The 26,064-nt window shown below is 42.6% G+C and carries 14 protein-coding genes; 8 read left to right on the top strand and 6 right to left on the bottom strand.

Annotation, left to right across the window (positions count from 1 at the left end; translation table 11 throughout):
* Positions 1 to 275 precede the first annotated feature (275 nt).
* The 6 genes from I6E83_RS08730 (at position 276) to I6E83_RS08705 (ending at position 9,135) form a co-directional block, all read left to right on the top strand.
* Positions 276 to 1,421 (top strand): beta-ketoacyl-ACP synthase III, encoded by a 1,146-nt coding sequence (locus I6E83_RS08730; RefSeq protein ID WP_197101204.1) that lies wholly within the window; start codon positions 276 to 278, stop codon positions 1,419 to 1,421.
* 264 nt (positions 1,422 to 1,685) lie between these two features.
* On the top strand, positions 1,686 to 2,780 hold the full coding sequence (prfA, locus tag I6E83_RS08725; protein WP_197101202.1) for a peptide chain release factor 1: 1,095 nt from the start codon (positions 1,686 to 1,688) through the stop codon (positions 2,778 to 2,780).
* A gap of 192 nt (positions 2,781 to 2,972) precedes the next feature.
* Positions 2,973 to 4,520 (top strand): lysine--tRNA ligase, encoded by a 1,548-nt coding sequence (gene lysS / locus I6E83_RS08720; protein ID WP_110923515.1) that lies wholly within the window; start codon positions 2,973 to 2,975, stop codon positions 4,518 to 4,520.
* 115 nt (positions 4,521 to 4,635) lie between these two features.
* On the top strand, positions 4,636 to 5,901 hold the full coding sequence (locus tag I6E83_RS08715; protein WP_197101200.1) for a hypothetical protein: 1,266 nt from the start codon (positions 4,636 to 4,638) through the stop codon (positions 5,899 to 5,901).
* A gap of 198 nt (positions 5,902 to 6,099) precedes the next feature.
* Positions 6,100 to 8,001: a DNA polymerase III subunit gamma/tau gene (gene dnaX / locus I6E83_RS08710; protein WP_197101198.1), complete on the top strand. Its 1,902-nt coding sequence runs from the start codon at positions 6,100 to 6,102 to the stop codon at positions 7,999 to 8,001.
* A gap of 234 nt (positions 8,002 to 8,235) precedes the next feature.
* On the top strand, positions 8,236 to 9,135 hold the full coding sequence (locus I6E83_RS08705) for a LysR family transcriptional regulator (RefSeq protein WP_197101196.1): 900 nt from the start codon (positions 8,236 to 8,238) through the stop codon (positions 9,133 to 9,135).
* A gap of 228 nt (positions 9,136 to 9,363) precedes the next feature.
* Here I6E83_RS08705 and I6E83_RS08700 read toward each other — a convergent pair whose 3' ends face one another.
* Positions 9,364 to 10,545 (bottom strand): aspartate aminotransferase family protein, encoded by a 1,182-nt coding sequence (locus I6E83_RS08700; RefSeq protein ID WP_197101194.1) that lies wholly within the window; start codon positions 10,543 to 10,545, stop codon positions 9,364 to 9,366.
* 47 nt (positions 10,546 to 10,592) lie between these two features.
* A complete protein-coding gene (locus tag I6E83_RS08695; protein ID WP_197101193.1) occupies positions 10,593 to 10,784 on the bottom strand; it encodes a DNA gyrase inhibitor YacG in 192 nt (63 codons plus the stop codon).
* A 191-nt stretch (positions 10,785 to 10,975) separates the two neighbouring features.
* On the opposite strand from I6E83_RS08695, the gene I6E83_RS08690 reads away from it, so the two are divergent.
* Positions 10,976 to 11,653: an SAM-dependent methyltransferase gene (locus I6E83_RS08690; protein ID WP_197101191.1), complete on the top strand. Its 678-nt coding sequence runs from the start codon at positions 10,976 to 10,978 to the stop codon at positions 11,651 to 11,653.
* Positions 11,654 to 11,788: 135 nt separating this feature from the next.
* Here the strand turns inward: I6E83_RS08690 and I6E83_RS08685 are convergent, their stop codons facing one another.
* Both I6E83_RS08685 and purD read right to left on the bottom strand, forming a co-directional pair.
* The gene (locus tag I6E83_RS08685) at positions 11,789 to 13,183 is read right to left on the bottom strand and encodes an ABC1 kinase family protein (protein ID WP_197101189.1); all 1,395 of its coding nucleotides are present in this window, start codon (positions 13,181 to 13,183) and stop codon (positions 11,789 to 11,791) included.
* Positions 13,184 to 13,513: 330 nt separating this feature from the next.
* Positions 13,514 to 14,845, bottom strand: coding sequence for a phosphoribosylamine--glycine ligase (gene purD / locus I6E83_RS08680; RefSeq protein ID WP_197101241.1), 1,332 nt, complete (start codon positions 14,843 to 14,845; stop codon positions 13,514 to 13,516).
* A gap of 471 nt (positions 14,846 to 15,316) precedes the next feature.
* Here purD and I6E83_RS08675 point away from each other — a divergent pair, with 471 nt between their 5' ends.
* Positions 15,317 to 20,164, top strand: coding sequence for an NAD-glutamate dehydrogenase (locus I6E83_RS08675; protein ID WP_197101187.1), 4,848 nt, complete (start codon positions 15,317 to 15,319; stop codon positions 20,162 to 20,164).
* A gap of 155 nt (positions 20,165 to 20,319) precedes the next feature.
* Here I6E83_RS08675 and I6E83_RS08670 read toward each other — a convergent pair whose 3' ends face one another.
* Positions 20,320 to 24,240: an AAA family ATPase gene (locus tag I6E83_RS08670; RefSeq protein ID WP_197101185.1), complete on the bottom strand. Its 3,921-nt coding sequence runs from the start codon at positions 24,238 to 24,240 to the stop codon at positions 20,320 to 20,322.
* Positions 24,241 to 24,328: 88 nt separating this feature from the next.
* Positions 24,329 to 25,921 carry an exonuclease SbcCD subunit D C-terminal domain-containing protein gene (locus tag I6E83_RS08665; RefSeq protein WP_227680881.1) on the bottom strand — a complete coding sequence of 531 codons (1,593 nt, stop codon included), beginning with the start codon at positions 25,919 to 25,921 and terminating at the stop codon, positions 24,329 to 24,331.
* Positions 25,922 to 26,064: the final 143 nt, after the last annotated feature.

Raw genomic sequence — 26,064 nt, 5'->3', positions numbered from 1 at the left:
ATTTCCAAATATTAGCGTTTATATGTACTTTTGGTGAGTCTAAACATAATAAATAGCGCCAATTATAGCGTAGCTGCTGCAAAATTCCGGCAATCTTTGCTTGTTTTTCGCAACAAACAGGTTATTTGTAACAAAGTATTAGAAAAATTATAATATTCAGGCATAATAAAGCCACTGATTTTAAGTTTACAGTCATTCACCGAAAGTAAATGGCTATTATTTTTTAACCTTTATGCTTATTTTAAGCACTATAGTAGTAGACAAGGAAGCTTATCATGACGACTTGTATCACAGGCACAGGCCTATACATTCCACCTTATAGCATCAGTAATGAAGAGTTAGTTGATTCATTTAACCAGTATGTTGAAAATTATAATACAGAGCATGCTGATGAGATAGCTGCAGAGACGGTTACGGCGCTCGAGCCTTCATCAGCCGCATTTATCGAAAAAGTGTCTGGCATCAAATCACGTTATGTGATGGAAAAAGACGGTATTCTAAATCCTGAAATCATGGCGCCAGTGATTGCCTATCGCAATTTGGGTGAAGAGCTGTCTGTTATGGCAGAAATGGGTGCCGCTGCGTTAAGAGATGCATTGGCGGACGCTGGATTAGAAGCCAATGACTTAGATGGTATTATCCTTGCTTGCTCAAACTTTCAGCGTACTTACCCAGCAGTCGCCATCGAGATTCAAAACGAGATTGGTATGATTGGCGGTTTTGCTTATGATATGAATGTTGCGTGTAGTGCAGCGACGTTTGGTCTATCACAAGCGCATGGTTCTATCGTTTCTGGTCTGGCCAAGCGTATTGCTGTGGTCAACGTTGAGATTACCTCGGCGCATCTGAACTGGCGTAATCGTGACAGCCACTTCATCTTTGGTGATGTCGCAACAGCATCTATCGTTGAAGATCTGGACACGCCAAAAGGTTATGAGATTCTGAACTCCAAGCTATTTACACAGTTTTCGACCAACATCAAAAACGAATATGGCTTTATGGATCGCTCAGAGTATTTAGCCGCACAGACTGAAATGTACCCAGATATCAAAGCACCAGTGACGGACAAGCTGTTCCTTCAAAATGGTCGGAAAGTATTCCGTGAAGTCTGTCCGAAAGTATCAGAGGTTATCACTGAGCATTTGACTGAGAATGAATTACAAGCCAGTGATGTGAAGATGATGTGGTTACATCAAGCCAATGCCAATATGCTAGATTTAATCCTACGTACGGTCGTCGGTAAAGAAGCTGATAAAGCCATCGTGCCAAGCGTCATTGCTGAGTTTGCCAATACCAGTTCAGCCAGTCCAATGATTGTGTTTCATCGCTATAAAGACAAACTAGCGTCAGGTGATTTGGGTGTTATTTGCTCATTCGGTGCCGGTTACTCGATTGGTTCAGTATTGGTTCGTAAGGTTTAATACTGCCATTAGATAGCTGTTGTGACGATAAAAATAGCCAAGAGCAATCTTGGCTATTTTTTTGTCTGAATGTTTTGACATATGTATTGTAAATAGCTGAATAATGAAACAAGGTGAGGGTATTTCAGAATAAGTGAAGATGTTGAGCAATATAATGGCTAGATTGCTTAGAATAACGACAAGATTACTCAGAGGTTTTAATTTACGGTGAAAAATTTGCTATAATCACGATCTTATTCCTCTTATCCAATTAAAAGTCCTTTTATGAAAGAATCCTTACGCCTGCGTTTAGACCAGATGGTAGACCGTTATGAAGAGGTCACCGCCTTATTATCAGACCCTAGTGTCATCAGCGATAATAATAAATTCCGTGAATTGTCTGTCGAGCACAGCGACTTGATGGATATCACTACTTTATGGCAGAACTATGTAGGGGCAGAAACGAATCAGGCCGATGCAGAAGCTATGCTGGCCGATGCTTCAGATCCTGACATGAAAGAGATGATGCAAGAAGAGATTGATAACGCGCGTGATACCATCGTAGAGATGGAAGAAGCACTCAATGTCATGATGCTACCAAAAGATCCTAATGACAAAGTGCCAGCATTTTTGGAGATTCGAGCTGGTACAGGTGGTGATGAAGCAGCGATTTTCTCTGGTGATTTGTTCCGTATGTATCAAAAGTACGCTCAAACTCAAGGTTGGACGGTGGAAGTGCTATCAGCCAACGAGGGTGAGCATGGTGGTTATAAAGAAATCATCACGCGTGTATCAGGCAATAGTGTATATGGTCGCCTAAAGTTTGAATCAGGCGCTCACCGCGTACAGCGTGTTCCTGAAACCGAGAGCCAAGGTCGTGTTCACACGTCAGCTTGTACGGTTGCGGTCATGCCAGAAGTTGAGATTGATGATACCGTTGATATCAATCCTGCTGACATAAAAATGGATACTTTCCGCTCAAGTGGTGCAGGTGGTCAGCACGTTAACACGACTGACTCAGCCGTACGTTTAACCCACATTCCAACGGGTACCGTGGTAGAGTGTCAGCAAGAGCGTAGCCAGCACAAAAACCGCGCGCATGCTATGAAGATGTTGGTCTCAAAAATCCAACAAGCCAAAGTGCAAGCGCAGGTCGATGTGGCTGACTCTATACGTCGTGATCTGGTCGGTAGTGGTGATCGCTCAGAGCGTATCCGTACCTATAATTTTCCACAAGGTCGCATGACTGATCACCGTATCAACCTTACCTTGTACAAGCTCGACTCTATTATGGAAGGCGACTTGGATGAGATTCTTGATGCATTGTTGCGTGAGCATCAAGCAGATCTAATGGCGAGTATCGGCGGCGGTGATCAATAGGACTTTAGTAGTAAGTAAAGCGATAACCATAAAGTCAGTAGACAAAACTTAATTGAAACCTATGCTGCTAACGATAAACCTTGTGGTTATCGTCAGATTGCTCAAAGCAGTGTAGCAAGAGGGTTGTGGTGTATAGATTAACCATATAATTTTCCAAATCTACAATTTAACTTATCAAAATTTGAGAGTGTTATGTCAAAGCAAAACCAGAATAATCAAGCCCAAGAAGAACAAGCCCCAACACTAGAAGAAGCCAATGAGCTGATTGCTCAATTACAGGCCAAATTAGATGATATTACGGCTTCTGGTAAACAGCCTTATCCCAATCAGTTTAAGCGCACTGATTATGCTAAAGACTTACAAGCTGATTTTGATGGTATCTCTAAGCAAGAGATTGAAGAAAAAGCTGCGAATGGCGACAAGACTCAGGTTAATATTGCTGGGCGTGTGATGCTCAATCGTGGCTCATTTATTGTCATTCAAGACATGACGGGTCGCATCCAGCTGTATGTTGCACGCAAAGAGTTAGATCCAGAAACACTTGCTTCTATCAAATCATTAGATTTGGGTGATATCGTTGGTATCTCTGGCTACATCGGTCGCTCGGGTAAAGGGGACTTATACGTACATATTGAGGAGTTCAACCTTCTCACTAAATCACTACGCCCAATGCCGAACAAGTTTCATGGTTTGGCTGACGTAGAAGCTCGCTATCGCAATCGCCACCTTGATTTGATGACCAATGAGACGACTCGTGATACTTTCATGATCCGTAGTCAGGTCGTTAGCGGTATCCGCAAGTTTATGTTGAATGAGCGCTTCATGGAAGTTGAAACGCCAATGATGCATCCTATTCCGGGCGGTGCTGTTGCGCGTCCATTTGAGACTCATCATAATGCGTTAGATATGCCATTGTATCTACGTATTGCGCCTGAGCTTTACTTAAAGCGTTTGGTTGTTGGTGGTTTTGAGAGAGTATTTGAGATTAACCGTAGCTTCCGTAACGAAGGTGTCTCAACCCGTCATAATCCTGAATTTACCATGATTGAGTTTTATCAGGCTTATGCTGATTATCATGATTTGATGGATTTGACTGAGCGTTTATTTAACGAATTGGCATTGGATATATTAGATACCACTGAAATCACGTACCAAGAAGAAGCCATTAGCCTAAAAGCACCGTTTGAACGTCTGTCTATGTCTAATGCAATTGCAAAATATGCAGAAAACTTCGATATGGCGCGCATCAACGATCGTGAATATCTAGCAGAGTACGCCTCAACGGTACTAAAGCAGCAAGTAAAAGACGGTTTTGGTGTGGGTAAATTGCAAACAATTATCTTTGAAGAAACTGCTGAGCATCAATTACGCCAACCAACGTTTATTACTGAGTATCCAGCTGAGACTTCACCACTAGCGCGCCGTAGTGATGATAATCCTGAGATTACTGATCGTTTTGAGCTATTCGTTGGTGGTCGTGAACTGGCCAACGGCTTTAGTGAGCTTAATGACCCTGCTGACCAAGCCGAGCGCTTCCGCGGTCAGGTTGCTGAAAAAGACGCGGGCGATGATGAAGCCATGCACTTTGATGAAGAGTACATTGAAGCATTATCTTACGGTTTGCCACCAACAGCAGGCGAAGGTATTGGTATTGACCGTTTAGTCATGCTATTGACAGACTCTGCTAGTATCCGTGATGTGATTTTGTTCCCACACATGCGCCGCAAGCACGAAGGCTAAAGTGGATTTGCTTGCTAGTAATCCGCAATGATATTCAACTAAATATAAAAAGCTTTTACTTCTTTCAATGAAACGGGTGTAAGCTTTTTTATGAGACTTCATTTATAGGAGCGTTATGGATACTCAGCAAGCATCGCCTTCACTATGGCGACAGATGATTCAACAATTTTCTTTATCATTGTATGAACTACCTGATGATAAAGCAAACGCTGATCCTGAAAAGTTTCAGGGTTACGATTTTGTTTTTGAGTTTTCTAGTGCCATTATCTACTTGGTTGTCAATGATGTGACAACGGAAGCGGATAAGCAAGATGTCGATAGTGACAAAGTTCGCGAGTGGAAAAAAGAGATTGTTAATAAATTAATCAAACGTCACACTCAGCTTTATCAGAAAAATGATAAGTTGATGGTTGATGGCAGTATATCGAAAGATGGCAAATCCATTTATTTTGTTGGCTTAACCTCAATATCCATCGAACATCAAGACGAAAAACTAGGCTTATCCTCTTATACTATTGATTATGAATATGGCAGTCAGTTTTTTGCTGAAGATTGTGTTTTAGACTTGGATGATGAACAGAGTGTCTTGCAAATATTTAGTCATCGAAACTTTGCCAAGATACTCAGTCAATTGGCTACACCAAGTGATCTGACGACGTTTTTAAGTTTTCACCGTGATCAATTGACAAGTTTTGTATCGTTCAAAAATGAATCGACACTCCTGAAACTGTTTTTACAATCTCCTGATTTTCACTACAGGGCTCTTAGCGTTCAAGAGCAGCTGCTTGATGGCGAGCTAATCGATCAAATCGAGCCACGCTTACTTAAAGCAGTAGAACCCAATCAGGTAGAATTTGCCAATGCATTGATGGCTGAGATTCAAAGAAATACTCGAATGTGGTATAAGCTATTCAATAGCTTGCTCAAGCGTTATCGTGAAGCGGGACAATCACTGCCTACTGCGCAAGTCGATATTTTGGCAGATGAGTCGATGTATACCTATGCCTGTCTAGTAGAAAAAATACTAGCATATAGAATGGTTGACCAAGATTCACGCTGGAATGGTTATGTTCGTCATGAGCACTCTTATCATATCTTTGGACGTCATTATCTTATGGTGTTTTATGCGCAAGATGATAGTAGCTCGTTGAGTGCAGAGAAGGTTCGTTTGTCTCATCAAGATTTGTTATCGGATCTCAATGCTCAGATGCAAACGCCAGTGATGGATGATCTGTTTTTGATTGGCGTAGAATTTAGAGCTTGTGAAGACAGCGTAAACACTGAGGTGTACTTAGATATTTTTCATCAAACAGGCGCATTTATTGATGTAAATACTCAGCGTTTACACGAACGGTTGGCACAACTTCAAGCGCAATTATAGCCAACCTTATCTCTATCAAAGAAAGTGTCAGGTTCGCCTGACATTGTTTCTTTGATAAACGAGTTACGATTTATCGTATCTTTACTCGCCTTTCTGGTATCCACATTACAGTGAACAGACGCTAGGGCGTGTCCTCAGTCTGAATCTAATTCGCTATCTCTATTTATACTACTTGTATTACCTATACTGGCATTTACTATGACGCAGCAATATCAAGTTTTAGCTCGAAAATATCGCCCCAAAAACTTTCACGAGTTGATTGGGCAAACACATGTCTCGCAAGCGCTGATTAATGCGATTGATTATAATCGCCTGCATCATGCGTATCTCTTTACTGGGACGCGCGGTGTGGGTAAGACGACGATTGCGCGTATTTTGTCCAAGTGTTTGAATTGTGACATGGGTATCACCAGTACGCCTTGCGGTATGTGTGATAATTGCGTGGCCATTGATCAAGGACGGTTTATTGATCTTATCGAAATCGATGCCGCGTCTCGCACTAAGGTTGAAGACACACGCGAGCTGCTTGATAACGTACCCTATGCGCCAAGTCAGGGTCGCTATAAGGTTTATCTGATTGATGAAGTGCATATGCTGTCTACGCACAGTTTTAATGCGCTACTTAAGACACTAGAAGAGCCACCTGAGCACGTAAAGTTTTTGCTAGCGACGACGGATCCACAAAAGCTACCAATCACTATTATCTCGCGCTGTTTACAGTTTGTGCTGCGTCCATTACCACAGACATTGCTGAGCGAACACTTGGCGAATATTCTTACCCAAGAGCAAGTTGGGTATACGCAGCCAGCACTGTGGCAGTTGGCAAGTGCGGCTAAAGGCTCAGTACGTGATGCGTTGTCGTTGACCGATCAGGCGATCGCTTTTGGTCAGGGCGCGCTCGACGACGTTACTGTTAATGCAATGCTTGGTCTGATTGATGCTGCTGATTTGGTCAGTTTGATTACAGATATTTATAACCATGATAAGTCTGCTGTTGCTGCTCATATTGAGCAAATGCGTGCACAGATGGTTGATGCCACCAGTATGTTTGATGGGCTCGCTGAGCTACTTCACCAGTTGGCATTGACACAGTTATTACCTGAAGTCGCGTTAAATGTAAATGAAGCGCAGGCACAGAATATTACTGTACTGGCGCGGCATATTAGTCCAGATGTGTTGCAACTTTACTATGAAATCGTGGTACAAGCACGTGAAGGCGTGAAGCTTGCTAGCACACCTATGCAAGCGCTTGAGATGTGTATTCTACGTTTACTGGCCTTTCGTCCGTTGCCAGTCGATGAAGTACTGAGCAACACTTACGACAGTGAGGTATCCTCTACAGAAATATCAGCTGTAGAAATAGTTACTTCTATACCGTCTACAGGTGCTGTCACGCATGAAGCTTCAGCACCGCCATTACAGTCATATGATGTGGATTATGAAGCACAAGATTATAATGATCTCCAAAGCAGCAGTTATGATGAAAACCTAGCACAGCCTGAACCAGTTGTTGAGCCTGAACCAGTTGTTGAGCCTGAACCAGTTGTTGAGCCTGAACCAGTTGTTGAGCCTGAACCAGTTGTTGAGCCTGAACCAGTTGTTGAGCCTGAACCAGTTGTTGAGCCGGGCGTAAATAATTCTCAGTTAACCTCACACATTGATGATCCTCGTACCTTACTACGTTGCCCGACACAAGAGCTTATGGGTGAGTGGACACCAGAGAAATGGGATTATTGGTTACAGACGGCTCGTGAGGCAGATGTCTTGGCCCAAGATGAGTTGGCGCTTGCTCGTCAAGGCATGATGACAGGCTTATGTGATGGTAAGGCAGTCTTTGTGACCAGTGTGGATAGTCGTCACTTACAAACGACTTTTCAACAGTTAGCAGCTAAATTGCAACAGCAGTTTACTCATGCAGATATTGACCTGAAAATTGATGGTAGCGTCATGATGGCTGAAGATAAAACACCTGAACGTCGTCAACAAAAACGCTTAGTACAAGCTAAGGCTGTAGCAGAGTCAAAACTGCTAAATACTCCAGTGATGCAATACCTAACTGAGCGTGGTGAAGGAAGGATGGGTAAAGTACATTTGTATTAAGCAGTCAGAAAAAATATTGTTAAAATTATTTAAAGTTCTATATAGTTGTCAGACGCAATTACTACACAAAACATCAAGGTGATATTGTACTATCGTCTTGATGTTTTTACTTTTATTGCTTATAAAATGGATAAATCCGAATAATAGAAGTATGCTTAATTACTATAAGGAAATTAAAAATTCGTTATAGTGGTTAAGTTATATTAAAAATTGAAATGTAGCTTAGGTGAAAGTATGTTGGATAATTTACGCGGTATGGCTGTGTTTGCCAGTGTGGTCGGACATGGTTCTTTTAGTGGCTCAGCTCGTGAGCTAGGTATTACCACTAGTGCAGTGAGTCAGCAAATCAGATCATTAGAAAATGATTTAGGTGTGGTGCTATTACATCGCTCAACCCGTAAGCTGAGCTTAACAGAAGCGGGTGAAAGTTTTTACGAGGCCGCAAAAGATGTGGTGAGTGCGGCTGAACAAGGCCGAATCAAGGTCAATCAACTGCGTGATGAGTTAGCAGGCAGCTTACGCGTGGCTACGACGCCCGAACTGGGTGTGAACCATATTTTGCCAGCACTATCCACGTGGATGGCAGCACACGATGATCTGAGCATCACATACTTAGCAGACAATCATTATGTCGATATGATTGACGCGCGTATCGATATAGCGATACGGATGAGCCCATCGATGAATGATTCTAGTCTGAGCAGTCATCCTTTGACAGACGTGCGCCAAATGCTTGTTGCTTCGCCGCAATATCTACGTCAACATACCAAGTTACAGACGCCTAAAGATTTGGTAGATCACCAGCTGATTTGTATTGAAATCATGAAAGATGCTAATCAAATTGATTTGGTTCAAACTGAAACGGGTAAAAAAACCCGTACAAAAATGAACTCACGCATTTATACCAACAATGTCTTTATGGCAACCACTTTGGCCAAAGAAGGTCATGGTTTGGTTAGAATGTTGGAAATGGATATCAAGAAAGAGCTTGAGAGTGGTGAGTTGGTTGAAGTTTTAACTGGTTATCAGTTACCAAGTTTTGTGCTATATGCAGTTACCTTAAATGGTGAACAGCAACCCGCTAAAATAACTCGCTGTTTAGAAGTTTTGAAAAAGTACTTTCATGCCAATTAAGTCTTAAGTGGTAACTTAATGACATGCTAGAAGTTCAGTGATTAGCAGTCAGCAAAAAGCCTATAGATATAACTATCTATAGGTTTTTTTATGGTTCTCAGTTCTATATCAACTGAATAGAGTATGAAGAGCCTTATCGCTTAGTCTGTCATCTATAGTGCTTTTGCTAATCTGACTTGCACATATTCAAATGATTGTGAATTAACTATGGTATTTATCAGTCACGCCCTAAAAAGACGGTTGTAATAAATCAACCAAGCATTCAACCACTTGTGTGCTCTCATCTCGGCTCATATTCAGCGGCGGTAGCAAACGTATCACATGGCCACCAGTAACGTTGATGATTAGCTTTTGCTCATCACGTGCACGATCTACGAGCTGACTACAATCCATGTCTTCAGGCAAGGCGATACCAATCATCATCCCTGCACCGCGACTGCTCACGCCGTGTTGTCCCAGTGCATCGACTAGCGTCTCTCGAATGAATAGCCCTTCAGTAACTGCGTTTTCCATGATGTCACTGTTGCCGAGTACATCATAGACAGTATGCACCACGCGGCTTGCTAATGGCGTGCCACCATACGTTGAGCCGTGGCTACCTGCACCAAATAAACCATTAGCACGTCCACGTACCATACAGGCTCCCACTGGGAAACCATTGCCCAAGCCTTTAGCTGTTGTCAATACATCAGGACGCGCATTGCTGTGTTGATAAGCGAAATACTTACCAGTACGGCCGTTACCTGTCTGTACTTCATCTAACATAAATAGCCAGTTGTTAGCTTCACACTCTGCTTGTATCTCTTCAAGATACGTAAACCCGTTGGCAGCGGTGTTCAAACCACCTTCACCTTGTATAGGCTCTACAAAGATAGCGCAAATGTCATCATGGTCTTGTGCCGCTTGTTTAACAGCTGAGATATCACCAAATGGAACACGAATAAAGTCATCATCTAATGTGTAAAAGCCTTCACGCGCCTTTGGATTGGCAGTGGCAGACAACGACAGCAATGTACGGCCGTGAAATGATTGTTCCATTACGATAACTTTTGGACGTTTAAAACCTTGCTTATGTGCGTATAGTCTTGCCAGTTTTAATGCTGCCTCATTTGCTTCAGCACCACTATTGGCAAAAAACACGCTATCCATTCGAGCTGCTGTACACAGAATCTCTCCTGCACGCTCCTGCCAGTCAATACCGAATAGATTGCTGGTATGCACTAGAGTCGCTGCTTGCTGTTGAATAGCATCGGTCACCTGTGGATGGCAATGGCCCAATCCGCAGACAGCAATGCCAGTGAGTGCGTCTAAATAAGGAGTATCATCTTTGGTATATAACCAACTGCCCGAACCACGCGTAAAGTTGATTGGCTGGCGGTTATAAGTGGGCATCAGGTAAGTAGCAGACATATAAAACATCCTTAAGAGGAACAGTGAGTAAAAAGAAAAGTGATTGGTTATAGCTCGTCAGAGAATGGCGTGGTTTCCGCAGGCAAAGTATAGTCTTCATTTGCCCATGAACCTAAGTCGATAAGTTTGCATTGACTACTACAAAACGGCTTATATTTATTATCCTGCCATGCTGTTTGGGTGCCGCAGCGTGGGCACGGATAGGTCTTGGGTGATGTGTTGGGGGTAGGGTCAGTCATAATAAGAGTAAAAGCATCCTCGATTTATTTGAATTATTAATAGTGAATGACAGTTAGTAGGTTTGCCTACGTGATGATTAATAGACGGTTTTAGCATTGCTAGCTATCGTCATATTACTATTGCAGCGGATTGACTATATAATAGCATGCAGCCGAATAATGGCAAAAGACAAATACTTTAAGGATAGTAAATGACTGACAATATCGAGCTTACGCATCAGCAAGAGCGTGCATTTCAACCACAGAGACTCTCAGCACCGCGTGACTTTATCTTGCCAAATATCATTGGTGAAAACGAAAACAATCTGCCTTTGTTATTAGAGATTGGTGCCGGGAAGGGCAAGCATGCGCTTGGTTTTGCAGCACAAAATTCTGATAAACATTTGATAGCAATTGAGCGTACACGCAACAAATTCGAAGCATTTGCCAAACTAGAGGCACTCCAAGCTTCACCGAACCTAGATGCGATTCATGCTGATGCCATTGCATGGACAGTGCACGCTATCAAGCCGAACAGTTTGGCAAAAATCTTTATTCTTTATCCCAATCCTGAACAGCATAATCCCAATCAACAGTGGTTAAATATGCCATTTTTTGAGTTTCTATTGTCACGTTTGCAGGTAGGCGGCGAGGTAGTGCTCGTAACCAATATAGAAGCATATATGGATAATGCAGAGCAGCAGGCAACCAAGGTATGGTGCTTACCAAACACTCGATATACAGTAGCGACTGACAGCCAGCGTACACATTTTGAAGTGAAGTATCTAGCGCGTGGAGAAACATGTTGGGAGCTCAGCATGCGTAAGCCAGAAGGGTATAAAACAAGGTTTGATGAATGGCAAGTAGGCCATATAAGCGAAGATAAATAGCCTAAGTAAAAATAATATGAAGAGGGACTGGAATAGTCAAAACTAATAAATATAAAATAGCCTAAGCAGGAAGAGTTAATTAAAAATAAAGCCGTCACTAAAAGTGACGGCCAAAAAATGGACAGTTATTCGATACTATAAATAGGGTTTAACGAGCTTATTAGAATCGGTATAAGCATCCAAAACTGTCAAAAAAGTATAAGCTCCGATGAATTTACGGCTGATAAACATAAATTCTTTCGGTGGTAGGTTAAATTCGAAAGACTGCATTGCTCGCGTTGCTTCTGTAGAAAGGCGCGAGTGCAGCTTACTATTCGCCCAAATATAGCGGTTGCCTTCATCTAGACAGTCGGACGGAATATCAGGATTCATCGCTGGATCACTGAATGGCTCTGTCGCCAACAGAAATAGCGAGGCGATATCGGAACGTACTTTGCCACTCATGCTATCAAAGAAATCATAACCAGTCATTGCTAGCTTCATCGCTTGATGATTATGACGATAGCCAGCTTTTAACAAGCCGTGGGCAATGGTTAACAAGTTATTATCAAACTGGCGAATCGCACCAAAATCTAGTAATACTAATTTATCTGTATCGTTTTCATCATCACTGACTCGAACTAGATAGTTACCAAAGTTTGGATCTGTCTGCATTTCACCCCAAACAAAAATCTCTTGCATCATGATTTCGATAGCAGCTTGACCAATGGCATTGCGGCGCTCATGAGGGAGTAATTGTAGGGCATCAGATACAACTGTGATACCTGGCTCATAAGACATGCATAATAGACGCTTCTTTGAATAACTGCGGTTAATCTTAGGAACGACATAACGCGGATCGTTGCTTAGGCGCTCATAAAAACGTTCTGTGGTTGATGCTTCTGCTTCATAATCGACTTCATGATGGAGTAGGTCACGTATCTCTTCAAACCATGCATCGAGTGAGCGAGTTTGTGGAACGATGTTGCTAACTTTCAATAATTGCTTGAATAGAGAAAGGTCAGAGTTAATAGCATCAGCAACACCTGGATATTGGATTTTTAGTACTACTTGCTCGCCAGTTTCGATGACTGTTGCGCGGTGTACTTGGGCAAGTGAGGCAGTGCCAATAGGGACAGTGTCAACTTCTAGTTCATCTAACTTTTTACCCAACAACTGACGTAATGTAAGCTCTATCGTTGGCCATGACAACGTGGCCGTATCGTCATTTAGGGTTTGGAGCGCGCGTGTGATTTCAGGTGGCAAAATGTGCTCACCATAAATCGCCAGCATTTGGCCAATCTTTACGACAGAACCTTTTAGCTTACCAAGCTCTGACGCAAGATAATTCGCTTGTTCTTCCATAAAAGCTTGGTTACGCGCTGTACGCGTCTCTTTATTCAAAAACATGCCAGACACGCTATTACCTGCCCAACGACGACCAATGTTTAAGGAAGTTTTGGCAATCGACATTCGACGCTCAAACCCTGAGGTTTTTAAGTTATCGATTGATTGCTTATTGCTAGAAGGTTTAGACGTATCATTTGCCATAAATATAATCATTCATCCGGTTGGTATTGATTTGTGGGTTAGGAACCTACAATACAAGGGAGATACGATGCATAGGGGTAAAATTGTATCATATAAAGCATATCTGGTTGATGAGTCTGTTGATAATACCAAGGTTGAATAACCTCTTTGATACTTATGTTAACATTTAATTTTTGCTAAATTATTGGGTGTCATTTTGTAGAAAGATACTAGGGTCTATTTGGAAAATGAAACTGTATCAAAAATAAGACCTAGCGTGTTGCTAGGTCAAATAAAAGAATAGGAGGATTTTACCCAGCTAGATGACTAACTGATTTAACGTTATTTACTTTACTGAGCATTTTCACGAGCAATGGCATGATGGCCAATGTCACGACGATACTGTGCACCATCAAAACTAATCGCACCTGTTACGGCCAATGCAGCTTGTTGAGCATCAGCGATATTGTCTGCTAGCGCAGTCACGCATAACACACGGCCACCATTGGTCACCACTTCATTCTCAGTGCTGGCTTCGTCAGGGTTAGAAAAAGCCGTACCCGCATGGAATACTTTAACGGCATTATCATTGCTGCTATCTAACTTTGGCAAGCCAGCGATAACGTCACCTTTTGAAGAGGTTTCTGGATAGCCTTTAGACGCAACAACGATACCGAGAGCAGGGCGGGCATCCCATTTAGCATCACTAGGCAATTGACCGGCTAACCCTTGTGCGACCAAATCCACCATTGATGACTGTAAACGCATCAGGATAGGCTGTGTCTCCGGATCACCAAAGCGGCAGTTGAATTCGATGACATAAGGATCGCCTGCTTCATCAATCATAAGACCAGCATATAAGAAGCCCGTATAAGGATGACCAGCATCTTTCATGGCATCAACCACTGGCTGAATGACTTGACTCATTACTTTGTCATGTACATCCTGAGTGACGACTGGTGCAGGAGAGTATGCGCCCATACCGCCCGTGTTTGGCCCTGTATCACCTTCGAAAGCACGCTTATGATCTTGGCTGGTTGCCATCGGTAAGATGTTGTCGCCATCAACCATGCAAATAAAGCTGGCTTCTTCGCCTTGCAAAAACTGCTCAATAACCACACGGCTACCTGCATCACCAAATTTATTGTCTGCTAGCATGTCGTCGATGGCATCATGTGCTTGTTCGATCGTTTCAGCAACGATAACACCTTTACCAGCGGCTAAACCATCAGCCTTAATCACGATTGGTGCACCTTGCTCATCGATATAAGCTTTGGCTGCTGTTGCATCTGTAAAACCTTGATAAGCAGCTGTTGGAATATTATTCTGCGCCATAAATTCTTTAGCAAAGGTCTTTGAGCCTTCTAGTTGTGCACAATATGCTGTCGGACCCCATGCTTTGATGCCAGCATCACGACACGCATCAACGATACCAGTCACCAAAGGTGCTTCTGGTCCAACGATGACCATGTCGATATCATTGTTTTGGCAAAACGCTATCACTGCGCTATGTTCGCTAGCGTTATCATCAGTAGATTCTAAGACTACGTTTTGGCATTTAGGTTCAAGTGCAGTACCAGCATTACCAGGAGCGATGTAGATATTATTGACCTTATCGTCTTTTGCACACTGCCATGCCAGCGCGTGTTCGCGACCACCTGAACCGATTACCAAAATATTCATCATACGTCTCGCCCTTAGCATTAAAATTAATAATGAGTTAGTCACACACTCTCAAATATACCGGCATATTCTAACAAAAAAGTCGTACTGATTACCATGAGTATCACTTGCCAGCAGCCAATCAATAACAAAGACAAGCAAAAGTATACTTTTATCTCATTAGCAAATGTTATCGACATGTTGCTGATTCATGAAATGATGTTGCACACTTCAGCTAGCGCCCTAGTTGCGTTACACTTCACTAGATTAATGGCGTTATATCCTGATTGCTGCATGTCATCGAAATATAGTAGTAAATATAGGAGAAAAACTCAAAAAAGTAAGAAAAAATTAGAATAATTTGTATAAATGGCTATACTGCCTCGCGGCATCAATAGTATTCAATATATTTATGCGCTACCAGTGATGTTACTCATTAATAAACTCAAATAAATAATAGATAGACCAGATCTATAAAAAAGGATAAATAACATGCCAAACTCTCTTAGTATCGCAACAGAGCGAATCAGTCAGATAAGCGATATTGCGACCAGTTATGTACAAAAAGATAAGTCGTTGTTTGACCATTTTATTCATAGCTATTACCAGCCGCTCCACCAAGAAACGGCAAAAGCCATTAGTAATGCTGATTTGGCAGGCATGGCGTTACATCACTTTACTTTGCTAAAATCCTATGATGGCAGTCATCCACAACTGACTGTGTTAAACCCCAAGGCAGAAGAACAACATTTTCACAGCTCGCACACCGTTATTCAAATTGTGGCTTATGACAGACCCTTTTTAGTTGACACAATTTTGATGAGCCTGGAAGCGGAAGGCATCGATATTCATCGTACTTACAATATCATTGTTAGCGTTGATCGTAACGGTGATGGCGATATTACGCATATCGAAGGCGCACATGAAAGTGCCACTTCACATCTGTCTTTGATTCATTGCGAGATTGCTTATCAAAATGACGAAGATTTGGACGCGCTACAACAAATGCTATTGGCTAAAATCGATACGCTAGATACAGTCGTTGGTGACTGGACACAAATGCGATCTAAACTGACAGATATTAAAGCAGAGCTGTCTACAAAACCATTGCCAGAAGTATTTTATTCACAGCAAGAAATTCAAGCGTTTTTAGATTGGGTATTAGACGACCATTTTATATTCTTGGGTTATCGCGAATACCGCCTAGAAGGTGGAAAATCCGTTGAAGTTGATACCGATTCTGTGGATTTAGATTTATTTGCCATTGGCAATAGTGGTCTTGGTTTACTGCGCGGTGCTGAAGAAGACAAATTGTCAGAAAGCTTTAGCCAGTTGCCTAAAGTGTTAAAGCAATTATTGACTGAACCACGCGTATTGATGCTATCAAAATCAAGCCGTGTATCACCTGTGCATCGTCCTGTATATATGGACTTTTTGGGTATTCATAAGTTTGATGACAATGGTAAACTGGTTGGTGAATATCGTTTCATCGGTTTATTGACCTCACAAGCATATCAACTGACCGTACAGCAAATACCGCTATTACGTGAAAAAGCCAATAAGATTATGGCCATGGCAGAGTTGCCACGTGACGGTCATGCCCATCATAAAATGATGCATGTGATTAACACGTTACCACGTGATGATTTATTCCAAGCCGGTGTCGAAGAGTTATATCCTATCGTATCTGGTATTAGCCAGTTACAAGACAAAAAGAGCTTGCGTCTATTCAGCCGTATTGATCATTATCAGCGTTTTGTCTCGTGCTTGGTCTACATCCCACGTGATAAGTTCAACACTGAGCTGCGTATCAAAGTACAAAACGTGCTAAAAGATGCTTATGGTGGAACCTCATCAGGATTTACCACTGAGTTCAATGAATCTGCTCATGCTCGTGTGCATGTCCATGTACGCACAGTGCCTGGTCAAGTGAACGACGTCAATACGACAGCGCTAGAAGCCAAATTATCAGCGTTGATGGAGTCATGGAGTGATGACTATCAAAGAGTATTGCTTGATAATGTCGGTGAGCAGCATGCCAACGCCTTAAACCGTCGCTTTTTGAACTACATTCCTGCCGCGTATCAAGAGCGTTTCGATGCGCGTACAGCGGTTGAAGATACCAAGCGCTTGGCTGTATTGACCGCAGAGCAACCGATGATTTGGCACTTGTACCAATCAACGGGTGATGCAAGCAACCAGTTGCATCTAAAACTCTACGGTCGTGAGCAGCCTGTTATTTTATCCAAAGTCCTGCCAATTCTGGAAAACTTTGGTGTGTCGGTTATTTCAGCACAGACCTATGAGTTCGACTTGCCAGAGCAACCGATTTGGATGCAAGAGTATGAGCTGACGCTAGAACATGTCGATACCGTTAACATGCAAGTGGTACGCGGTCAGTTCGAAGACAGTCTCAAGCAGATTTGGGCCGGAAAAGTTGAAAGTGATTCCTTTAACGAATTGGTGTTAACGACCAACTTGGATACTTATGGAGTGGTACTACTACGAGCACTATCACGCTACATGATGCAAGCTCGTGCACCATTCTCTAGTAACTACATTCAACAAACTGTGGTAAAAAACAGCGATATCAGTGTGGCACTGGTCAGCCTGTTTGATGCTCGCATGAATCCGAAATATAATGAAGATGAGCGCACACAGCAAACGGCTCAGGTACAAGAAAAAGTTATCGCGGCGCTAGCAGATGTAGACAGTCTCGATGAAGACCGTATCCTGCGTTGGTACTTAGATTTGATTAACGCGATGGTACGTACCAACTTCTACCAGACTGATACAGACGGTCAGCGTAAAGATCGTTTGTCGTTTAAGTTTTTGGCAGCAGACATTCCTAACTTGCCTAAACCTAAACCGATGTTTGAGATATTTGTGTACTCACCGCGTGTTGAAGCTGTGCATTTACGCGGTGGCAAGGTTGCCCGTGGTGGTTTGCGCTGGTCAGATCGTATGGAAGATTTCCGTACCGAAGTACTGGGCTTAGTTAAAGCACAGATGGTGAAAAACGCAGTGATTGTGCCTGTTGGTTCAAAAGGTGGATTCATCGTCAAAACCAAAACCATGGCGGATGGTCGTGAAGCATTCCAAGCGGAAGGTATCGCTTGTTATCAGACGTTCTTGCGCGGTATGCTCGATGTCACAGACAACATCGTAGACGGCGTTATTGTCCCGCCAGCCAATACAGTCAGACATGATGAAGACGATCCATACTTGGTTGTCGCAGCCGATAAAGGTACAGCGACTTTCTCTGACATCGCCAACGCCTTAGCAGCAGAGTACAATTTCTGGCTCGATGATGCCTTTGCTTCAGGTGGTTCAGTAGGTTATGACCATAAAGCGATGGGTATCACTGCACGTGGTGGTTGGGAGTCGGTCAAACGTCACTTCCGTATGCGCGGTATGGACATCCAAAACCGTGATGACTTTACTGTCGTCGGTATTGGTGATATGAGTGGTGATGTATTCGGTAACGGTATGCTGCTCTCAACGCATACCAAGCTGGTCGCTGCCTTTAACCATCTGCATATTTTCATTGATCCTAATCCAGACACTGCGGCCTCTTATGCTGAGCGCGCACGTCTGTTTGAGTTACCACGCTCATCATGGGCAGATTATGAAACAGCATTAATCAGCCAAGGTGGTGGTATATTCTCACGCCAAGACAAAAAAATCGCTATCAGTGCCGAGATGAAAGAAATCTTTGATATCCACGAAGACAGTCTCGCACCTAATGATTTAATCAGTGCGTTATTGAAATCGCCTGTTGATCTCATCTGGAACGGCGGTATCGGTACTTATGTCAAAAGCGCCAATGAAACCCATGCTGATGTCGGCGACCGTGCAAATGACTCACTACGTATCGACGGCAACGAGCTTCGCTGTGCGGTGATTGGTGAAGGTGGTAACTTAGGCTTCACGCAGCAAGGCCGTATTGAATACGCTCAAACGGGCGGACGCATTTATACGGATGCCATTGATAACTCAGGCGGTGTTAACTGCTCGGATCATGAAGTCAATATCAAAATCTTATTGGGTAAAGTGGTTGAGCAAGGTGACATGACCTTAAAGCAGCGCAATGAGCTGTTAGAGAGCATGACCGATAACGTGGCAGAGTTGGTACTGCGCCAAAACTACTTACAGCCTCAAGCAATTGAACTGAGCCACATTCGTGCATCAGCGAACCTAAGCGATCATCAACGCTTTATTCAAATGCTAGAAGGCGAAGGACGTCTCGACCGTGCAATCGAATATCTGCCATCAGATGAAGAGATTGCCAAACGTCAAAAATCGAATGCTGGCCTGACCAATCCTGAGTTAGCCGTCGTGATGGCTTACGGTAAGATGTGGGTATATGACAACTTATTGTCTTCTGATTTGCCAGATGACCCATACTTCATCAATGAGCTGCGTAAGTACTTCCCGGATGAGCTAGCATCGCGCTTCTTTGATGAGATGACAGAGCATCGCTTACATCGTGAGATTATCAGTACCTATCTGACCAATAGCGTGGTCAACCGTTTGGGTATCGAAGCATTATTCCGCTTGTTCGAAGAAACCGATCAATCACTAGCCACCATCGTGCGTGGCTATGCGATTAGCCGTGATGTCTTTGATGTGTCAAAAGCTTGGAAAACGCTTGAGTCGTTGGACAATCAGGTCGATGCTAAGTTATTGCTGAACCTTGAGCTACGTCTGCGTGATGCACTTGAGAGCGGTGTTGTATGGTTTATCAATGCCTTTGGTCAAGACTTGCAAGTCGCTGATATGATTAGCCGATTTAGTGATAGTGTTGAAAAGCTAACGAAACCAGGTGGTTTCATTGAGCAACAATTTGCAGCGTACTTGCAAGAAGATACGACTAGCCTGATGCAGGAAGATCTGTCTAATAGCGATGCTGCGTTGTTTGCTATGCTACCTTATCATGTGGATGCACTCGATGCCGCGCTGTTGGCAGAGCTGTACGAGCGTCCTGTTGATGAGATTGCAACGCTATACTTCGAAGCCTATCATGTCTTGCAGTTAGACTGGATGATGGACAATATCGCCACCTTACCGCAGCAAGATTACTGGGATCGTCGCGCACGCCATGCATTGATGAATGAGCTGTCACGTAGCTTGCGTCTGTTGATGGATGCCATATTATCTAAACCAGATGCGAAACAAGCGTTTGGCGAGTGGCGCTCACGTCACTTAGATCATCTGGAATCTGTCACATCAGAGATGAGCAAGTTAGACCAGCTTCATGCTAATGATGTAGACAGTCAGATCAGCCTGTCTACATTATCCGTGTTGATGAGTGAGCTGAGTGGTTTAGTCACTAAGTGATTAACTAAATGAGTGATTGAATAAGTCGCTGACTAAATAAAATACTGTTTCAAAAAAACCACCGTTATTGATTAACGGTGGTTTTTTATTATCTAATCAAACAAGAGCGTTTACATCTTGATTACTGACACTCTATTATTGAAAAATAGATTAACTTACGAGACTTTTTCACTAATAACTTTACGGCACCCTTGACCGCTAATTTGACTAAAGCCACCAGAGATTTTTTCAACCTTAATTTGGGTTAAGATACGGTCTTTTAATGCCTGCACGTGGGAGATAATACCAATTAACTTACCTTCCTGTTGCAAGCTCGTTAACGTATCGAGGGCGATATCAAGTGACTCTTCATCCAGTGTGCCGAAGCCTTCGTCCAAAAATAAAGAATCCACACGAATATTGTGACTGGCCATTTGCGATAGTCCCAATGCAAGTGCCAAACTAATAATAAAGCCTTCGCCACCAGAGAGGTTTTTAGTACTACGAACATCGCCGCCTTGATAGTTATCAATCACATTAAGCTCAAGCGGATTGTGGTCGTCATGGATGAGCAAATAGCGGTCACTCATCTTTTGCAGTTGCGTATTGGCATGACTAATCATAACTTCAAACGTCAACCCTTGAGCAAAGGTACGATACTTTTTACCATCAGCTGACCCAATTAGCGTATGTAGCTGCTGCCAAACTTGTAGCTTCTGTTTTTGCTCATCGATAGCCACGAGTTGTGCTACTTGTTCGCCTTTTTGATTGTCATTATCTTTCAGCTTTTGGTCAATTGCACCGATCTGCTGACTGAGTTGATCAATATCCGTCTGTATGTGGTGATACTCGCCAGCCAGCGTTTCTCTATCCTTATCTGTCATAGGCGCAGCAAGTTTTTGTGCTAATGACTGCTGAGTACTATCTAGCTGTGACTTCACCTGTTGCAAGGCATTGTCGATAGTCGATTTACGTATGTGTAGTGCTTCGCGCGCTTCTTTAGGCAGGCGTGCACTGACAAAGGCAGCTTCGTCGGCGAACTGTGATTCTGAGAGTAAATCAGTAAACTCGCTTTGTTGCGTATTAAGCGTACCAGACGCAGATTGTAGCTCTGTTGCTAGCTGCTGCTGTCTAACTTTTAATTGCTCTAATGTCTGCTGTCTGGTGTCTAGCTGCCTTTGTGCCATTACCTTACTGGTTTGAGATTTATCGACCACACTTCGTAATTGAGTCTCCTCAGCATCTACCTCTTTATCTGCGAAAATCTCTTTCCTATCTTTCTTTAATTGCTCGATAGCACTGGCTTTATTAACAATTAAGCGCTCTAGTTCTTCGAGCGATTTTTCGTCATTGGTAAGTTGTGCTTGTTTGGTATCAATCTGTGCTGTTAAGCCGCTTATCGTATTGGTTAGCTGCTGTTGTTTGTTTTTTTGCTCATAGCAATGTTGCTTTAACTGACTTAAGGCACCACGCTGTTGACGGAGTCTTTCGATATGAAGATCATAGTCTGAGCTGCCTATGACGGTATGCTCAGTAATCCCATCATTCAGTTGCTTGAGTGCACCATTGATGTCTGCTGTACTAACAGCTACAGATAAATACTCTTTATGGTTCTCTATAGGGTATTTATGCGCTAGAGCTGAAACAGTGGTCATAATAGGTGCCAATTCAGAGAAGTTGGCAGCGATACTTTCTTCAATACTCTCAATTTTCTGTGCATTAAGCTTACTATCAGTTGCCAAATTACTGATGTCGCGAATAAGTACTTGTTGATGCTTTTCATCGGTTTCGATTGCAGTACTAATATGTGCCATACGTTGTGTCAGCACATCGTATTGGCCCATCATGGTTTGTAGAGACTGCTTATAATCAATCAGATTGTGTTTGGCGGCATCCAATAAAGATAGAGAGTTGTCTACGTCAATCGAACCATTGACGTTATCCGTAATTTGAGTAAGCGGATGAATGAGTGCCACAATGGATTCAGAGTAATTATGTTTATCATCAAATAATGAGGCCAGATAAACCTGAATATCAGTAGATAAGGTATCTTTCTCTTGCTGTAAAGGCGCTAATTGCTGTTGTTGGTTATTAAGCGTTTCTTTCTTTGTGGCATGCTCAAGACGGTGTTTTGATAATGTCTGCTCAAGATTGTCTATAACAGTTTCTAGTGCATCCATTTCCTGCTGAATCTTTTGTGTTTTAGACAGTTGGCTTTGGTCGGCATTGTCGTCGATATTATTGTCTAATAAAGGATGATGTTTACCGTAAGGATGTTCGTGTGCACCACAGAGCGGGCAGGGCAATCCATCTTGTAGTTCTGTTATATAGTCTTCAAGCTTAGCGACTTTCTGTAATAGATTTAGATGCTCTTGTTTGTCTTGTCGTTTGAGCTTAGCATTTTGAATGTCTGATTGATGACTGGTAATTATCTCTTCTAAATTCGTTAACGCTTGGCTAAGTGCTGGTAGCGAAAGAGTGGTTCTTTTTATTTGGCTAGTCAGTTCGGACAGTCGTTGTAACTTGAAGCGAGCCTGCTCAGTTTGGTTATTAATTTGATCAACATGTTCTTGATCACGACGCATACTAGCCAGCGATTGTTTTTGGATAAGTGTTGCTTGCTGCTGTTGTAAGCTGGCAAGTTGCTCACGCTGTTGTGTTATTAATGACGTATCAGTGTCTTGCTGCTTAGACAGTTGATTGAAACTTGCTTGTAGTTGGCTGGCTTGATGATCATGTGTTCGTTTATCGGCAGCTAAGCGCACATTGTCTTCTAGCAATGCCTTTAATCGGCTACAGCTGCTATCAAAGGTTGCCATATCTGTATCGAGATCGTTTACCTCTGGATAGTCATTAAAGTATTTTTCGATACTGTCAAACTGAGTCTTAGTATCCTGCTTTTTTTGTTTATGGCTAGCTATTTCTTGACGTAATTGTTGAGTATTATTAACCAGTACGTCTTTACGTTGATTGTCATGTGATAAAGCATTAGCTTGCTGTTTTATATCAGCATCTAATTCACGCACCTTCTTAATAATGGGTAAAGCGGTTTGTAAGTTATCCGTGGCGTTCTTTTCAAAAGTACTCGCGTCATTTAGATGACTTGAAGCTTGACCAAGCGCTTCTTCCTGTGTCGGAATTTTACTAAGCAATGCCTGTTGCTCAGTACCCAACTTACTGAGCATCTCTCGGCTATAGCACAGCGCGCGAAACTGGCTATCAATTTCTAAGGCTTTGGTCGCAAGATCTAAGCGCTGTGCTTCTGGGATAAAGTCTTTCTGTGCCTGTTGCGCTGTTGCGAACTCAGTCTGATAAACAGAGAGGTTTTGTTGTAGTTGATAGATGCTATCTAACCACTGTAGTTGTTCACTCAGGGTTTTGAATGTTTGTCGTTGTTTGATTTGCTGTTGATTCAGAGTGTCTAACTCTGTAGCCAGTCGTCTTTCATCTTCAATATTTAATAGGGATAAGCTATTAACGCCTGCTAGTAACTTACCAAGCACTTCTTCCTCGGAGCGTTTTTTCTCATGCACGTTTAACGATATTTTGGCATAAATAGCCGTACCCGTTATTTTTTCTAAGATGGCAGCTCTATCACCAATATCAGACTTCAAAAACGCCGCAAAACTGCCTTGTGCCAACATGATGGAACGGGTAAATTGATTAAAATCCATACCGATTAGATCTTGGATATAGGCGGATGTTTTAGATTTTTTCTCTTCTAAAATAGCGCCCGTTTCAACATCACTAATCTCGTGCTTAATCGGTAATAAGTTACCCTTAGCTTTTTTGTGGGCACGATGTTGATACCAATAGCATAGATAGCGTTTGGAATTTATCTCGATGATAACCTCTGCTGAGCACTCGCCCGTACCTTGGGTCATTATCTCATTCGTTGAACCCGTAATATCACCCAATCTTGGCGTTTGACTGTATAGCGCTAAGCAAACGGCATCTAATATGGTGGTCTTGCCAGCACCTGTTTGCCCAGTAATAGCAAAGATGCCTTCATTGAGAAAAGCAGGATCGCTAAAATCAATGTGCCATTCGCCTTTTAGCGAGTTTAGATTTTTTAGTCGTAGTTCAATTAGGCGCATGGTTGGGTCTTATTTTTATATAGATCAGTGTTGAAAGCTGATAAAGGTAAAAGCATCAGTTATTAGAAATGATATTGAATAACTTATATTATTCGGCATGGCTATCTGCATGACGTAGGTTATAAACGATTTGATCGTACGCATCACGCAAGGTTGATTTTTGCTCATCAGGAATACTATGCGCGGTCAAGCAACGCTCAAATACCTCTTCTTCATTTAGGTCTTGTAACGTCTCAGAGGTTTGCTGTTGGTTAAGGACTTTATTATAGGAGCTAGCATTTTTTGTTATCAGCACTTCAAGCGACAAGTTTTCTACCATCTCATTAACTTGTTCTTTTAGTCCACTTATAATCTCATTTCCAGTATAAACAACTTCTAACCAAATGGACTCAGTTGGATCAATAGATCTAATGGTTTCTGAAATAGTAGCTAGATCACCTGAGACTTGTGCCAATTTCTGAAATTTTGGAATAGGTAAGGAGGCTACTTGCATCTGATTCACATTATCGCGATGCAGTATTTTATCGGTAGTGTCATCATGATGAGGCAGTGATTGATTATCTAGATCTTGCTGAGCAGGAGTATTTTCTGTGACAGTAGTTTGTGCGACCTCATCATTGGCCGATGGCTCATCAAAACCAAACAAGTCATCCATAAAAGGCGTTGCCTGATCTGTTACTTTTTTAGCGGTTTTTTCTACTGACTTTTCAATCTTGGCCGTTTTAACATGAGAGGTTGTATTGATAAGCTGAGAGGTATCACTATCAGGTGCGATGTTTAGCCCTGAGACTTCGTTCTCAAAATGATCTACGGCACCAAACTTTACTAGCAATACTTGTTTTTGTTGCTTGGCTTCTCCAAAGCCCATGGCAATAGGAGATCCTGAATAGCGAATATGCTCACGACCACCGACCCGCTGCGGTACGTGCAAATGCCCAAGCGCCACATAATCAAAGCTTTCATCGAACATATCAGCAGAGATTTTACCCAGTGAGCCGACATAAAGTTCGCGTACGCCGTCATCATCTGTAGTGGTACCGCCAGCTGCAAATAGATGCCCTGTCGCAATGATAGGAATATGCCGCTTATGCGCTTCGATAAGTTCAAATTGCTTGGATTTTGCAATGGCAGCCACTTCATCATAGTGTGCACGAATACCTTTTATGACATTGGCATCTTTGCTATCCGCAGATTCGCCAACGCTACTACTACGCACATCACGGTCACGCAAGTAAGGGACGGCCGCGATAATACAATGCGGCGTTTCCTCTGCATCATCCAAAACCAATACTTCATCGGTTAAGTCGTCACAAGCCGTTCCAATCACATGAACGTTTAAGAACTTAAGCACCTGACTGGGTGCATCTAAAAAAGTAGGGGAGTCGTGATTGCCCGCGACTATCACCACGTGCTGACAGCATGACTTGGACACTCTACCTAAAAACTCAAAATACAACGCTTGGGCTCTGTTACTTGGCGTCATGGTATCGAAAATATCACCAGCAACGATTAATACATCGACTTTTTGTGCGCTAATTGCCTCTTCAAGCCAGCTCAAAAACGCCTCAAATTCCTCATAGCGCATGCGACCATAGAGCCTACGACCCAAATGCCAATCTGAGGTATGTAGGATGGTTAATGGTCGAGCGGGCATTGAATTGGAAGTGGCAGGTGTAGACATAATTGCACTTAAAGACAGTTAATGGGAAGCTGTCATTCTAGCAAGATTTTTTGTGGTTTGCGCTGTTGGAATGCATGAAAAAAGAGCCCTACCAATATATTATTATCGATAGAGCTCTTTATTGTTGAAAGTTAATACTAAAA

This window comes from Psychrobacter sp. SZ93C1, assembly GCF_015864635.1.
Taxonomy (GTDB): domain Bacteria; phylum Pseudomonadota; class Gammaproteobacteria; order Pseudomonadales; family Moraxellaceae; genus Psychrobacter; species Psychrobacter fozii.
This window is presented reverse-complemented; position numbering and strand designations above follow the sequence as displayed.